The following is a 14,055-nucleotide window of genomic DNA, read 5'->3' on the forward strand; positions in this document are numbered from 1 at the left end:
CGCGAAGCCGCCCCCCGGCCACGGATCGCCAAGCCGCCCCCCGGCCACGGATCGCGAAGCCCCCGCCCCCGAGCCGCTCCCGCTCTCCCCGACCGCTGCCGCTGCCGCTGCCGCTACCGCTTCCGCCCCGCCCCCGGCCGCACGTCGTGGCGGCGCGGGTCGGGTGCGTGGACGCGGTCGTGCGGGCCCCGGCCGCGGTGGCCGTCGAGGTGCGCGCCCGCGTCCGCCGCCTCCGCGCGGCGGACGGCGGGTTCCGTCTCCTCCCCGTCCTCCGCGCGCGGGTCCTCGTCCGGCGGGAGGTCGTGGCCGTCCTCGCGCAGCGGGTAGTCCGCCGCGTTGTTGCTGTGCACCTCGGAGGGGCGCGGCTGGGTGTCCTTGCGGAGGCTCGGCGTGGGGGCGCTGTCCGGGGGCTCGGCGGCCGGGACCGTGGCGACGCTCGGCAGGGCGTACGGGTGGTGGGCGCTGAGCCAGGCAATGAGCCGCTCGCGGACCACGACCCGTACCGTCCAGATGTCGTCCGCGTCCTTCGCGGTGACCACGGCCCGCACCTCGATCGTCGTCGGCGTCGTGTCCGTCACGGCGAGACTCCAGTCGCGGCCGTCCCAGGCCGGGCAGTCGGCGAGGACGCGCCGCAGCTCCTCGCGCATGAGCGGGACGGGGGCCGAGTGGTCGAGCTGGAAGAAGACGGTGCCGGACATCTGCGCGCCGCCGCGCGACCAGTTCTCGAAGGGCCGCGAGGTGAAGTACGAGACGGGCATCGTGATGCGCCGCTCGTCCCACGTGCGCACCGCGAGGAACGTCAGCGTGACCTCCTCGACGACGCCCCACTCGCCGTCCACGACCACGGTGTCCCCGATCCGGACCATGTCGCCGAAGGCGATCTGGAAACCGGAGAAGAGGTTGCCGAGGGTCGACTGCGCGGCGACACCCGCGACGATCCCGATGATCCCCGCGGAGGCGAGCACCGACTTCCCCGCCGTCCGCAGGTCGGGGAAGGTCATGAGCATCGAGGCGACCGCGATGACGATGACGAGGGCCGTGACGATCCGCATGATGAGCGTCATCTGCGTACGGACCCTGCGCACCCGCGCCGCGTCGTGCGTCATCGCCGCGTACCGCGCGTAGGAGGACTCCAGGACCGTCGAGACGACCCGGACCAGGAGCCACGCCGTCGCCCCGATGAGGACGAGGGTCAGGATCAGGCCGATCGCGCCGTCGAAGCGCTCCACCACGTTCCAGGTGATCTCCCGGTAGCTGCCGCGCAGGAGCGCCGCGAGCAGCAGCACCTGCCAGGGCACCCGGCACTCGCGGAGCTTCTCCCACAGCGGGGTCTCGTTGTGCCGTACCGCCGCGCGCGCGAGGAGCCGGTCCGAGCTCCAGCCGAGCACCAGCGTGAGCAGGACGGAACCGCCGATCACGAGGACGGGGCGCAGGATCTCTTCCATGGGTGTCAAAGGTCTCCGGGTCTCGGTCGGCCCCCGGGGCCTGGCGCGTCCGGGTCGGGGGCGCTGGCAGGATGGCCGGTATGGACATCCTGCTTTTTCACTCCGCCTACGGACTGCGACCGGCCGTGCACGAGGCGGCCGACCGGCTGCGGGCGGCCGGACACCAGGTGCGCGTGCCCGACCTGTACGAGGGGCAAACGGCGGGGACGGAGGAGGAGGCCGCCGAGCTGCGCGAGTCGATCGGCAACGACCGCCTGCTGACCAGGGCCGTCAAGGCCGCCGCGCCCTTCAGTGACAAAGGACTCGTCTACGCCGGGTTCTCCCTCGGCGCCGCTCTCGCGCAGAACCTCGCGCTCGGTGACGAGAACGCGCGCGGCCTGCTCCTCCTCCACGGCACCTCGGACCTGCGCGAGGACGCGGCCGTCGACGACCTCCCCGTACAACTGCACGTCGCCGACCCCGACCCGGCCGAGACGCACGAGTGGCTGAGCCTGTGGTACCCGCAGATGCGGCGGGCGGGGGCCGACGTGGAGATCTACCGGTACCCGGGCGCGGGACACCTCTTCACCGACCCCGCCCTGCCCGACTACGACGCGGAGGCCGCCGAGCAGGCGTGGCGGACGGCGCTGGGGTTCCTGGACAGCCTGTAGCCCCCTGGGCGGCTCGCCTCTCGGGGCTCCGCCCCGAACCCCGCTCCTCGAACGCCGGAGAGGCTGGAATGTTCCCGTCCCAGGAAATTCCAGCCCCTCCGCTCCTGAGCGTCTCAGCCCTTGAGCGCCGTGTCGATCGCGGTCCTGTAGTCGGCGGCGGTCATCGGCGCGTTCTGGCCGTCGCTGCCGACGATCTTCTTGCCGTCCATGACGAGCGAGGGCGTGCCGGTGACGCCGTACTTGTCGGACTGCTTGTTGAAGTTCTTGCTCATCTCGATCGCCCAGCGGTCGTACGTGCCGTCCTTGACCTGCTTCTCGAAGGTCGCGTTGTCCTTGAGCGCGGGGACGGTCGCGGCGATCTTGAGGAGGTACGAGTCCGAGTTGAGCTTGTCGTCGGTCTCGTCCGGGTGCCACTTCTTCGCGTACATCGCGGTCTTGTAGTCGAGGAAGGCGTCCGGGCTGACGTTGAGCGCGGCGCCGAGGGCGCTCATCGCGTTCTTGGAGCCGGAGCCGCGGCTGCCGAGGTCGATCTTGCTGCCGGAGCCCGAGTCCCCGTCGAGGAAGGTCGCGCCGACGTACTCGACCTTGAACTTGCCCGCGTCGAGGTCCGCGTGGAGGTCCGGGCCCACGGTCTGCTCGAACTGCGAGCAGATCGGGCAGCGCGGGTCCTCGAAGAGGGTCAGCGTCTTCTTCGCCGAGTCCTTGCCGAGGACGACGGTCGTGCCGTTCGCGCCGCTCGTGTTCTTCGGCTTGACGAGGGTGTCCGACTTCGCGGACTCCCACTGCGAGGGCTTGTTGCCCTGGGCGACGGCGACGGCTATCCCGGCGCCTATCGCGAGGACGGCGACGACGCCGCCCGCGACGAGGAACTGCCGCTTGCGGGCGTCCTTCTTCGCCTGGCGCTCGCGTTCGGCGCGCAGCCGCTCGCGGGCGGTGGCCTTGGCCTGCTGGCTGTTGCGCTGGCTCATGGGGGTGACTCCGTAATCCGTAAGACGTGTGAGGACGTGCGAAACGAGGCCGTGCTCACGGGCACGGCGGGGGACTTCAGGCGGTGAGAGCGACCGCGGGAGGTCCCCGGCGTCCTACGGAGTGGGCCAGGAGCAGCAGGTGGGGGCGGGCCACGCGGGCGAGGGCGCGCCCGAGGTGGGCGCGGGCCGCGCGGGACCGGGCGGTGGCGCAGGCCACGGCGAGCAGCAGCGGCCGGAAGGCGAACCAGGTGAGCGTGCCGAGCGCCCGCGCGAGGGCCTTCTCGCCGCCGCGCAGCCAGGCCGCCGCCAGCATCCCGACGGCGAGGTGCGCGCCGAGCAGCAGCCAGGCGGCGCCCGGACGCGGGTCGGTGAGGAGGCTCGCGGCGCCGGTGGGCTCGCCCCCGGCGAAGTGGCTCAGCGGGACCCCGACCGGGCCACCGCCGCACAGGACGTCGATGCCGACGCTGCGCAGCGGACCGGCGACCGGACCGCCGCTCTCGCCGTAGCAGAGGTGCTGGCCCGTCGTGAAGACGGTGTCGGCGGCGAGCTCCAGCGGGACGAGAAGCGCGGCGATGGCCCCGTAGCGCCGCTCACGGCCCGCTAGCGCGTACGCGAGCGCGAAGACGGCCCCGGCGACCACGAGGAGCGGCGCGAGGGGCAGCGGGGAGCGGGAGAGGACCACGTGGGAGGCAGCGGAGAGCGTCACCACGAGCGCGGTGAAGAACGTCGCGCGCAGTGCTCTGAGCTGGGTCCCTGAGATGTCCATCGCTGTCGAGTCTGCCACGGGCCCGGTTAAGCGAGCCCTAAAGGGATGCTGTGGAAAGGCCCGGGGTGACAGGCGCCACCACGAAGCCGTGTGGCGCAAGGGAATCATCCGTCCGCCCCCGGGACAACACCCCGGAGGCGGAAGGCCGCTCAGAGCCCGGGGATGCGGCCGTTGCGGAAGAGGTCCACGAAGATCTGGTGATCACGGCGCGCGACCGTTCCGTAGCGGTGCGCGAAGTCGACGAGGAGCGGTGCGAAGCCCTCCTCGGCGGCCGCGAGGGCGGCGTCGATGGCCCGCTCGGTCGAGAAGGGCACCAGCTCCGAGTGCTCGCTCTCGTCGTCCGCCGCCGCGTGCATCGCGGCCGTGGCACGCCCGAGGTCGGCGACGACGGCGGCGATCTCCTCGTACTCGTCGATGTCGCTCCAGTCGAGGTCGACCGCATACGGGGAGATCTCGGCGACGAGCTGTCCCGCGCCGTCCAGCTCGGTCCAGCCGAGCCACGGGTCGGCGTGCGCCTGGAGGGCGCGCTGCGAGATGACCGTGCGGTGCCCCTCGTGCAGGAAGTAGGCGCGTGCCGCCGCGTCGTCCACGTGCCGCGAGACGGCCGGGGTCTGGGCCTGCTTGAGGTAGATCACGACGTCGTTCTCCAGCGCGTCGCTGTTCCCCTCCAGGAGGATGTTGTACGAGGGCAGCCCGGCGGAGCCGATGCCGATGCCGCGCCTGCCGACGACGTCCTTGACGCGGTAGGAGTCGGGCCGCGCGAGGCTCGACTCGGGCAGCGTCTCCAGGTAGCCGTCGAAGGCGGCCAGCACCTTGTACCGCGTCGCCGCGTCCAGCTCGATCGTGCCGGGCCCGGCGGTGAAGCGGCGCTCGGCGTCGTGGATCCCGGTCATCGACTCCAGGAGCCCGAAGCGGGTCAGCGAGCGGGCCTCGCGCAGCGCGCCGAGCAGCGGCCCGTCGGCGGTGTCGAGCGTGAAGGGCGGGACCTCGTCGCTCTTGGCGCCGGTCGCGAGCTGGTGGATCCGCTCGCGATACGCCTGCGCGTACAGGGTGACCAGCTCCGTGATCTGCGCGTCGCTGAGCGCCTTCGCGTAGCCGATGAGGGCGACCGAGGCGGCGAAGCGCTTGAGGTCCCACGTGAAGGGACCGACGTACGCCTCGTCGAAGTCGTTGACGTTGAAGACGAGGCGACCGCGGGCGTTCATGTACGTGCCGAAGTTCTCGGCGTGGAGGTCGCCGTGCACCCACACGCGGCTCGTGCGCTCGTCGAGGTACGGGCCGGTGTGCTGCTCGCGCGCGAGGTCGGCGTAGAAGAGGCAGGCCGTGCCGCGGTAGAACGCGAAGGCGGAGGCCGCCATCTTGCGGAACTTGACCCGGAAGGCGGCGGGGTCCGCCGTCAGCAGCTCTCCGAAGGCCGTGTCGAACACGCCGAGGATGTGCTCCCCGCGCTCCTCGGCGGGGATGGCAGTGGGCTGCGGGACGGACATCGCGGGTGCCTCCTTGGGCGGTGAACCGGGGGTTGGATTCTTCCCCGGACGGACAACGACCGGAGGGCCGGTCGTGGTTCCGTCCGGCATAGACTTCCCGGGTCCCTTTCGTCCCGCCGCCCCCGGAGGCCCCGTGTCAGCGAAGACGCCGTTCACTCACCTGCACGTGCACACGCAGTACTCGCTCCTGGACGGCGCGGCGCGGCTCAAGGACATGTTCCAGGCGTGCAACGAGATGGGCATGACGCACATCGCGATGTCCGACCACGGCAACCTGCACGGCGCCTACGACTTCTTCCACCAGGCGAAGAAGGCGGGCGTCACGCCCATCATCGGCATCGAGGCGTACGTGGCGCCCGAGTCCCGCCGCAACAAGCGCAAGATCCAGTGGGGCCAGCCGCACCAGAAGCGCGACGACGTCTCCGGTTCCGGTGGTTACACTCACAAGACGATCTGGGCGGCGAACAGCACCGGGCTGCACAACCTCTTCAAGCTCTCCTCCGACGCCTACGCCGAGGGCTGGCTCCAGAAGTGGCCCCGCATGGACAAGGAGACGATCTCCCAGTGGTCCGAGGGCCTCATCGCCTCGACCGGCTGCCCCTCGGGCGAGGTGCAGACGCGGCTGCGGCTCGGGCAGCCCGAGGAGGCGCTCAAGGCGGCGGCCGACTACCAGGACATCTTCGGCAAGGACCGGTACTTCCTGGAGCTGATGGACCACGGCATCGACATCGAGCACCGGGTCCGTGACGGACTCCTGGAGATCGGCAAGAAGCTCGGCATCCCGCCGCTCGTCACCAACGACTCGCACTACACGTACGCGCACGAATCCGTCGCCCACGACGCGCTGCTGTGCATCCAGACCGGCAAGAACCTCTCGGACCCCGACCGCTTCCGCTTCGACGGCACCGGCTACTACCTCAAGACGACCGACGAGATGTACGCCATCGACTCCTCGGACGCCTGGCAGGAGGGCTGCCGCAACACGCTCCTGGTCGCCGAGCAGATCGACACGACAGGCATGTTCGAGAAGCGCGACCTCATGCCGAGGTTCGAGATCCCGGACGGCTTCACGGAGATCACCTGGTTCCAGGAGGAGGTCCGCCGCGGCATGGAGCGCCGCTACCCGGCGGGCGTCCCCGACGACCGGCAGAAGCAGGCCGAGTACGAGATGGACGTCATCATCCAGATGGGGTTCCCCGGCTACTTCCTCGTCGTCGCGGACTTCATCATGTGGGCGAAGAACAACGGCATCGCGGTCGGCCCCGGGCGAGGCTCCGCGGCCGGCTCGATCGTCGCGTACGCGATGGGCATCACCGACCTCGACCCGATCGAGCACGGACTGATCTTCGAGCGCTTCCTCAACCCCGAGCGCATCTCGATGCCCGACGTCGACATCGACTTCGACGAACGCAGGCGCGTCGAGGTCATCCGCTACGTGACCGAGAAGTACGGCGCCGACAAGGTCGCCATGATCGGCACGTACGGCAAGATCAAGGCGAAGAACGCCATCAAGGACTCCGCGCGCGTCCTCGGCTACCCGTACGCGATGGGCGACCGCATCACCAAGGCGATGCCCGCCGACGTCCTCGGCAAGGGCATCGACCTCGACGGCATCACCAACCCCACGCACCCGCGCTACTCCGAGGCGGGCGAAGTGCGCGGGATGTACGAGAACGAGCCCGACGTCAAGAAGGTCATCGACACCGCCAAGGGCGTCGAGGGCCTCGTGCGGCAGATGGGCGTCCACGCCGCCGGCGTCATCATGTCCAGCGAGCCGATCATCGACCACGCCCCGGTCTGGGTCCGGCACACGGACAACGTGACGATCACGCAGTGGGACTACCCGCAGTGCGAGTCGCTCGGCCTGCTGAAGATGGACTTCCTCGGCCTGCGCAACCTGACGATCATGGACGACGCCGTCAAGATGGTGAAGTCCAACAAGGGCAGGGAACTCGACCTCCTCGCCATCCCGCTCGACGACCCGAAGACGTACGACCTGCTGTGCCGGGGCGACACGCTCGGCGTCTTCCAGTTCGACGGCGGCCCGATGCGCTCCCTGCTGCGCCTCATGAAGCCCGACAACTTCGAGGACATCTCCGCCGTCTCGGCCCTGTACCGGCCGGGCCCGATGGGCATGAACTCGCACACGAACTACGCGCTGCGCAAGAACGGCCAGCAGGAGATCACCCCGATCCACCCCGAGCTGGAGGAGCCGCTCAAGGAGGTCCTGGGGCTCACGTACGGCCTCATCGTGTACCAGGAGCAGGTGCAGAAGGCCGCGCAGATCGTCGCCGGTTACTCGCTCGGCGAGGCGGACATCCTGCGCCGCGTGATGGGCAAGAAGAAGGCCGACGAACTGGAGAAGAACTTCGTCCTCTTCCAGGCCGGTGCCCGCAAGAACGGCTACAGCGACGAGGCGATCCAGGCCCTGTGGGACGTCCTGGTCCCCTTCGCCGGGTACGCCTTCAACAAGGCGCACTCCTCGGCGTACGGGCTCGTCACCTACTGGACCGCGTACCTCAAGGCGAACTACCCGGCCGAGTACATGGCCGCCGTGCTCACCTCGGTCCGCGACGACAAGGACAAGTCGGCCGTCTACCTCAACGAGTGCCGCCGCATGGGCATCCGGGTGCTGCCGCCGGACGTCAACGAGTCGCTCGCGAACTTCGCGGCCCAGGGCGACGACGTGATCCTCTTCGGTCTCACGGCGGTCAGGAACGTCGGTCAGAACGTCGTGGACTCGATCATCCGCAGTCGCAAGGCGAAGGGGAAGTACGCCTCGTTCCCCGACTACCTCGACAAGGTCGAAGCCGTCGTCTGCAACAAGCGCACGACGGAATCCCTCATCAAGGCGGGTGCCTTCGACCAGCTCGGGCACACCCGCAAGGGCCTCACCGCGCAGTACGAGCCGATGATCGACAACGTCGTCGCGGTCAAGCGCAAGGAGGCCGAGGGGCAGTTCGACCTCTTCGGCGGCATGGGCGACGACGACGGCAAGGACGAGCCGGGCTTCGGGCTCGACGTGACCTTCGGCGACGACGAGTGGGAGAAGAGCTATCTCCTCGCGCAGGAGCGCGAGATGCTCGGCCTCTACGTCTCCGACCACCCGCTCTTCGGCCTGGAGCACGTCCTCTCGGACAAGGCGGACGCGGGGATCGGGCAGCTCACGGGCGGCGACTTCGGCGACGGCGCCGTCGTCACGGTCGGCGGCATCATCTCCGGCCTCCAGCGCAAGATGACCAAGCAGGGCAACGCGTGGGCGATCGCCACGGTGGAGGACCTCGCGGGCTCCATCGAGTGCATGTTCTTCCCGGCCACGTACCAGCTCGTCTCGACCCAGCTCGTCGAGGACACCGTCGTCTTCGTCAAGGGCCGGCTCGACAAGCGCGAGGACATCCCGCGCCTCGTCGCGATGGAGATGCAGGTCCCCGACCTCTCCCACGCGGGCACCAACGCGCCCGTGGTCATCACGATCCCGGCGACCCGCGTCACGCCGCCGATGATCAGCCGCCTGAGCGAGGTGCTCGGCAGCCACCGGGGCAACTCGGAGGTGCGGATCAAGCTCCAGGGCCCGCGCAAGACGACAGTGCTGCGCCTGGACCGGCACCGCGTGCAGCCCGATCCCTCGCTCTTCGGGGACCTGAAGGTGCTGCTCGGGCCGTCCTGCCTGGCGGGGTAGGGGCCGCCCCGGGGGGCCCACGGCGCTCGCGGTCCTCGCGCGGGCCCGGCTTCCGTACGTGCCGGAGGGGCGCCACTGTCGTGCGACGGTGGCGCCCCTCCTCGTACGTCCCGGGGGTGCGGGACACCGGGAGACGTACGGGCCTTGGCCGTGACCCGGCCCCCGGGGGTCAGTTGTGGCCGAAGCGCCGCTCGCGGCCCTTGCGGGCCATGTCCCCCGGCGTCGCCTGGGACGCCTGGTGCGCCTCGGTGGACGTCTCCTTGGCCTGCGCGCCCGCCGCCTCGGCGGAGGAGCGGTTCTGAGCGCTCTGCTTGCGGTTCTTGTTCTTGGCCATGTGAATCTTCCTCCTGGGAAGGTCTGGGGGCCAGGTACGCGCTCACTCTCACACGCTCGGACAAAGAACGCATTTCGGACAATTACCGTGCGTAATGACCGCAGGGAAGGGGCGTGCCTGCACCTTGACATGGCCGGTAACGGACGGTGGCGACAGGGCGGGCGGGGAAACGGCACGCCGATGATCGAGTTCGGACCGTTAACCCTCGTACGGTCGGGCAGACTCGAAGCGAAGCCGGAGCGAAACCGCCTTCCGTCACCGCGGACGGAAGCGGGCCCCGGGTCGCGAGGGAAGAGGGTGGAACGCGTGGACCGCTGCGTTGTCCTGGTGGATGCCGGGTATCTCCTCGGTGCCGCCGCCAGTCTGCTGGCCGGTGATCCCTCGCGTTCCCGGATCACCGTCGATCACGCCGCGCTCATCCAGCGGCTGCGCGAGCGGGCCGAGGAGGAGACGGGCCAACCCCTGCTCCGCATCTACTGGTTCGACGGCGCGCCCGACCGCGTACCGCAGCCCGAGCACCGCAGGCTGCGGGTCCGGCCGCGCGTCACCGTGCGGCTCGGTGCCCTGACGCGCAGTGACGGGCGGTGGGCGCAGAAGGGCGTCGACGCGGCGATGCACGCCGAACTCACGGAGCTGGCCCGCAATCGCGCCTGCTCCGACGTCGTCCTCGTGACGGGCGACGGCGACCTCCTGCCCGGCCTCGTCTCCGCCAAGGAGCACGGGGTCGCCGTGCACCTGTGGGCCGTTCAGGCGGCGGACGGCGACTACAACCAGTCGGAGGACCTCGTCGCCGAGGCCGACGAGCGACGGGTCCTGGACCGGCAGTGGATCACGGGCGCGATCCGCGCCAAGGAGGCCCCCGGGCCCTGCGCGCTGCCGAACGGGCCGCGCAGCCCCGAGATCACGGCGATCTTCTCGGCACCGCTCCCCGACGGCGACGGAGCGCCCCCGGCGCCGCGCGTCCCCGAGCCGAGCGCGGGGACGGACGCGGGCGCCGGGGGCGGCGTGGACGCGGCCTCCGACGGCCGGCCGGGGGAGCGGGCCGGTGCCGAGGCGGGGACCGGTCCCGGGGGCGGCGCCGGGTCCGACGTGGACGGGCAGGCGGGGGAGCGGGCCGGAGGCAGGGTCGTCCCCACGCCGAAGGACCTCGCGGCCCTCAAGACCCCCGCGCCGGAGCGGCAGCCGGCGCCGAACGCGACGCTGCGCTGGTCCTCCGACAAGGGCTGGGTCGAGCGGCCCGGCGGCGAACCGGCCGAGGCCGCCGCGCTCCCCACGCTCGCCCAGCTCACCACCGCCGAACAGCGGTGGGCGGACCGCGAGGAGGACATCACGACGGTCGGCGGCGACCCCTTCGAGGTCGGCCAGGTCTTCGCCCGCCGCTGGCTCGCCCGCGTCCCGCCGAACCCCCCGGCCCGCGAGCGCCTCGCGCCCCTCTACCCCCGCATCCCGCACCGCATCGACGGCGAACTCCTGCGCTACGCGGCCCGCTTCGGCCTCCTCGCGCACAAGGACGACCAGATCGACGAGAACGACCGCTACGCGATCAGGGCGGGCTTCTGGCGCGAGACGGGCGTGGAGGCGGGGGCGACGACGGGGCGGTGATCTTCCCTCCGGGGGAGGCGGGAGCGGGGGAGGGCGGTCGGCGCACGCGGAAGCCGGGCGGCGGGGACGGCGCAGGCGGAAGTGGCGGAGGGGGGAGCGGGGCGGGCCGTACGGCGCAGGCGGGAGCGGGGGAGGCGGGGCGCGCGGCAGGCGGTACTTCGCGCGCGGAAGCCGGAAGGCGGGAGGCGGGAGGCGGGAGCGCGGCAGGCGGTACAACGCACGCGGAAACCGTGAAGGCGGGAGCGGGGGAGCCGTTCCCGCCCGGCCGGGCCCGACCGGTCCGCCGGGCCCCGCGGCCTCACGTCGTCGGCAGCAGCGTCCCCAGCGGGCCCAGGTCCAGGTTCAGGTCCTCGCGGCGCAGGCCGTGGCGTGCGCACAGGTCCGTCATGCGCTCGTCCAGCAGCATCAGCGCCGTGCCGACCGCCTCCTCCTGCTCGCCCGTGAGGTCTCCCGCGTCGAAGCGCCGCACCGCCTGGCGTTCCATGAGCTGCCGCAGCAGCTCGACGACCGTCAGGACGAGCGCGGCGAGGTCGCGGCCCACCGCCGCCGGGTCGAGATCGAGCGTCGCGGGGGGCTTCCCCGTTCCGGGGATCATGCTCGTCACAGGGGGCCTCCGTCGTTCCAGGGGGCGGGTACGGACTCGCTCACCGAGGCGAGCAGCGCGTGCAGGGAGATCCGTACGAGCGGTACCTCCGCGATGGCGAGCACGAGGTCCCCGCTCACCACGACCCCCGCCCCGAGCACGCGGTCGAGCAGGTCCACGAGCGGCACCCCGAGCGGCGCCCCGCTGTCGGGCCCGCTCCACGCCACGGGCGCCCCGGCCGCGCTCACGCCGGCTCCCCGGTGAAGGAGTACGGGACCCAGGGCCCCGCGAGTTCCAGCGTGCACCCGGCGGGGAGCGCCTCCCGCTCGCGGGCGATCCGCTCCGTGAAGGCGGTCGCCTTCGCGAGCGGCACGAGGTAGGCCCCGTTCAGCACCTGTGAGCGCCTCTCGCCCGTCACCTCCGTGCCGTGCGGGGGCCGCCGCACCCCTTCGGCGGCCACCTCGCGCGCCGCGTTGTCGACCTGGTCCGCGAGCCGCAGCGCCGTCTCGTGCCCCGACTCCTGGGCGCGCTGCCTGGCCCGTACCCGGTCCAGGTAGTCGCGCCCCCCGCGCGGCCGCCCGGACGGCGGCGGCGCGGGGGACGCGGCGGGCGCCTCGCGGTGCACCTTGACGGCCCACTCGGCGTGCTCCGCCACGCGCCGCAGCACGGTGTCGAAGCGGTCCGCGTGCGCGAGCAGCCCCGTACGCGCCCCGTGCTCGTCGTGGTAGAGCGTCGCGAGCGGCAGCGGCACGGCCCGCCACTCGGCGGCAGCCGCCGAGACGACCGCGTGGTGGGTACGGGCGAGCCGCTCCAGCTCGGCCGGATCGGCGCACCGCGCGCGGAGCGCCGCGTCGTCGTAACCGGCGGCGGGCACCTCCTGCACGACGGCCCACAGATCGCCGGCCGCCATGAGCCGGACCTCGCCGCCGTCGCTGTGGCCGGTCAGCCCCGCGGGGAGCGCGGGCCCGCGCCCGCGCCGCACCGCGAAGACGCAGACGGCCGTCGCCGCGTCCGTCATGCCGTCTCCCTCTCGCGCCCGGGGGCGCCGGAACGGCGGGCGGCGCCCGCGCGCCCGCCGCCGTCCCCGCGCCCTTCGGCGGCCTCGGACTCCGGCACCGCGCCGCGTTCCAGCGCGGCGAGGCGTTCGCGCAGTTCCCTGTTCTCCTCGCGGAGTTCCTCGCGGGCGGCGCGCGAGGACAGGGCGGGATCGGTCTCCCACCAGTCGATGCCCGCCTTGCGCGCGGTGTCCACGGAGGAGACGAAGAGCCGCAGCCGGATCGTGAGCAGCTCGATGTCGAGCAGGTCGATCTTGATGTCGCCCGCGATGACGACACCCTTGTCGAGCACGCGCTCCAGGATGTCCGCGAGGTTCGCGGGCTGGGCGGCGTGCGAGGGCGGGCCGACGGGGGTGGTGGTCAGGTCGACGGTCATCAGGCCGCGCTCCGGGACCTGCGACGGCGACGCGGACGCTCCTCGGGCTCTTCCTCCTCCTCGGGCTCCTCCTCGCCCTCCTCACCTTCCTCGGGCTCCTCCTCGCCCTCCTCGCCCTCGTAAGGCTCTTCCTCGGACTCCTCCTCGGGCTCTTCCTCCCCCTCGGGCTCCTCCTCGCCCTCGTAGCCCTCCTCGTCCTCGTACTCGCCCTCCTCGCCGTTCTCCTCGTACTCGCCCTCCTCGCCGTTCTCCTCGTTCTCGGCGTTCTCGTCGTCCTCCAGGCCCTCCTCGTGGCTGCGGACGACCTCGCCGTCGCGGATCTCGCCGCGCCAGCCCTCGATCTCGTCGTCCTCGTAGAGGGTGACGTGACGGGCGAAGTGCTTGAGGTCGAGGCGGAGCCTGCGGCCCTGCGCGCGCCAGAGGTTGGCGGTCTTCTCGAAGAAGCCGGATGCCTCGTACTCGACGACGACCACGACGCGGGTGAGGTCCGGGGTCAGCTCGTGGAAGCTGATGCAGCCCGTCGTGGAGGCGTTGGCGCCCTCGGAGGTCCACACGATCCGCTCGTCGGGGACCTGCTCCTGCGTCGTGGCCTTCCAGCTGCGGGCCGAGGGGCCGATCTTCATCTGCCACTGCGTCGTGACGTCGTCCTCCTGGTTGACGCCCTTGACGCCCTTCGTGAAGCCGGGGAAGTCGGCGAGCTGCGTCCAGTGGTCGTAGACCGTGCGGACGGGCTTGCCGATGTCGACGGTCTCGATGATGTTCGTCGTCTTCACGTTCTCGCCCCCGCCACCTCCGCCCCCGCCGCCCCCGCTCCCGCCGTCGTCCCCGCCCCCGCCGCCGAAGAGGCTCTTCGCCTTCTCGGTCACGCCGCCCGTGAGGTCCTTCGCCTTCTGCCCGGCGATCGCCTTGAGCGGGCTCTCGCCCTTGAGGAGCCTGCCGCCGATCCCGGCCATGCTGCCGAGACCGCCGCCGCCTCCGCCGTCGCCGATCTTCTCGACCAGCCCGGTGAGGGAATCGCCCGCCTTGTCGGCCAGTTTGCCGCCGTGGGCGGCGAGATAGCCGTTGATCTCTTCCATCAGACGGTCGAGGCCCGATTGCTGCGCAGCCATT

General features: G+C 71.7%; 13 protein-coding genes. 3 read left to right on the top strand and 10 right to left on the bottom strand.

Going from position 1 to position 14,055, the window contains the following annotated elements; all coding sequences use genetic code 11:
- Positions 1-113 precede the first annotated feature (113 nt).
- Complete coding sequence (locus tag STTU_RS25755; RefSeq protein WP_007828268.1) at positions 114-1,445, bottom strand: mechanosensitive ion channel family protein; 1,332 nt, start codon at positions 1,443-1,445, stop codon at positions 114-116.
- Positions 1,446-1,525: 80 nt separating this feature from the next.
- Between STTU_RS25755 and STTU_RS25760 the strand changes: the two genes are divergently transcribed.
- Positions 1,526-2,095 carry a dienelactone hydrolase family protein gene (locus tag STTU_RS25760; RefSeq protein WP_043256351.1) on the top strand — a complete coding sequence of 190 codons (570 nt, stop codon included), beginning with the start codon at positions 1,526-1,528 and terminating at the stop codon, positions 2,093-2,095.
- Between the two features lie 113 nt (positions 2,096-2,208).
- Here the strand turns inward: STTU_RS25760 and STTU_RS25765 are convergent, their stop codons facing one another.
- From STTU_RS25765 to STTU_RS25775, 3 genes are all read right to left on the bottom strand, one after another.
- Positions 2,209-3,063 (bottom strand): thioredoxin domain-containing protein, encoded by an 855-nt coding sequence (locus STTU_RS25765; RefSeq protein ID WP_007828270.1) that lies wholly within the window; start codon positions 3,061-3,063, stop codon positions 2,209-2,211.
- A 76-nt stretch (positions 3,064-3,139) separates the two neighbouring features.
- Positions 3,140-3,829, bottom strand: a complete 690-nt coding sequence (locus STTU_RS25770) for a hypothetical protein (RefSeq protein WP_007828271.1) — start codon at positions 3,827-3,829, stop codon at positions 3,140-3,142.
- A 149-nt stretch (positions 3,830-3,978) separates the two neighbouring features.
- Positions 3,979-5,316 carry a DUF2252 domain-containing protein gene (locus tag STTU_RS25775; RefSeq protein ID WP_007828272.1) on the bottom strand — a complete coding sequence of 446 codons (1,338 nt, stop codon included), beginning with the start codon at positions 5,314-5,316 and terminating at the stop codon, positions 3,979-3,981.
- A 133-nt stretch (positions 5,317-5,449) separates the two neighbouring features.
- On the opposite strand from STTU_RS25775, the gene dnaE reads away from it, so the two are divergent.
- Positions 5,450-8,995, top strand: coding sequence for a DNA polymerase III subunit alpha (gene dnaE / locus STTU_RS25780; RefSeq protein WP_043256353.1), 3,546 nt, complete (start codon positions 5,450-5,452; stop codon positions 8,993-8,995).
- A gap of 169 nt (positions 8,996-9,164) precedes the next feature.
- On the opposite strand, the gene STTU_RS35060 is transcribed toward dnaE, so the two are convergent.
- On the bottom strand, positions 9,165-9,329 hold the full coding sequence (locus tag STTU_RS35060; protein WP_009064362.1) for a hypothetical protein: 165 nt from the start codon (positions 9,327-9,329) through the stop codon (positions 9,165-9,167).
- 297 nt (positions 9,330-9,626) lie between these two features.
- Here STTU_RS35060 and STTU_RS25785 point away from each other — a divergent pair, with 297 nt between their 5' ends.
- A complete protein-coding gene (locus tag STTU_RS25785; protein ID WP_007828278.1) occupies positions 9,627-10,931 on the top strand; it encodes an NYN domain-containing protein in 1,305 nt (434 codons plus the stop codon).
- 298 nt (positions 10,932-11,229) lie between these two features.
- Here the strand turns inward: STTU_RS25785 and STTU_RS25790 are convergent, their stop codons facing one another.
- From STTU_RS25790 to STTU_RS25810, 5 genes are read right to left on the bottom strand one after another with little or no spacing between them, the layout of a single operon-like run.
- Positions 11,230-11,526: a gas vesicle protein K gene (locus STTU_RS25790; RefSeq protein WP_007828282.1), complete on the bottom strand. Its 297-nt coding sequence runs from the start codon at positions 11,524-11,526 to the stop codon at positions 11,230-11,232.
- A gap of 5 nt (positions 11,527-11,531) precedes the next feature.
- A complete protein-coding gene (locus STTU_RS25795) occupies positions 11,532-11,741 on the bottom strand; it encodes a gas vesicle protein (protein ID WP_007828284.1) in 210 nt (69 codons plus the stop codon).
- Positions 11,742-11,758: 17 nt separating this feature from the next.
- Positions 11,759-12,532 (bottom strand): GvpL/GvpF family gas vesicle protein, encoded by a 774-nt coding sequence (locus STTU_RS25800; RefSeq protein WP_043256355.1) that lies wholly within the window; start codon positions 12,530-12,532, stop codon positions 11,759-11,761.
- Entirely contained in the window at positions 12,529-12,945 is a 417-nt protein-coding gene (locus tag STTU_RS25805) for a gas vesicle protein (protein ID WP_007828288.1), read from the bottom strand. The genes STTU_RS25800 and STTU_RS25805 overlap by 4 nt, the downstream gene beginning before the upstream one ends.
- Positions 12,945-14,054: an SRPBCC family protein gene (locus STTU_RS25810; protein ID WP_007828290.1), complete on the bottom strand. Its 1,110-nt coding sequence runs from the start codon at positions 14,052-14,054 to the stop codon at positions 12,945-12,947. The genes STTU_RS25805 and STTU_RS25810 overlap by 1 nt, the downstream gene beginning before the upstream one ends.
- Position 14,055: the final 1 nt, after the last annotated feature.

Source organism: Streptomyces sp. Tu6071 (assembly GCF_000213055.1).
Classification (GTDB): Bacteria; Actinomycetota; Actinomycetes; order Streptomycetales; family Streptomycetaceae; genus Streptomyces; species Streptomyces evansiae.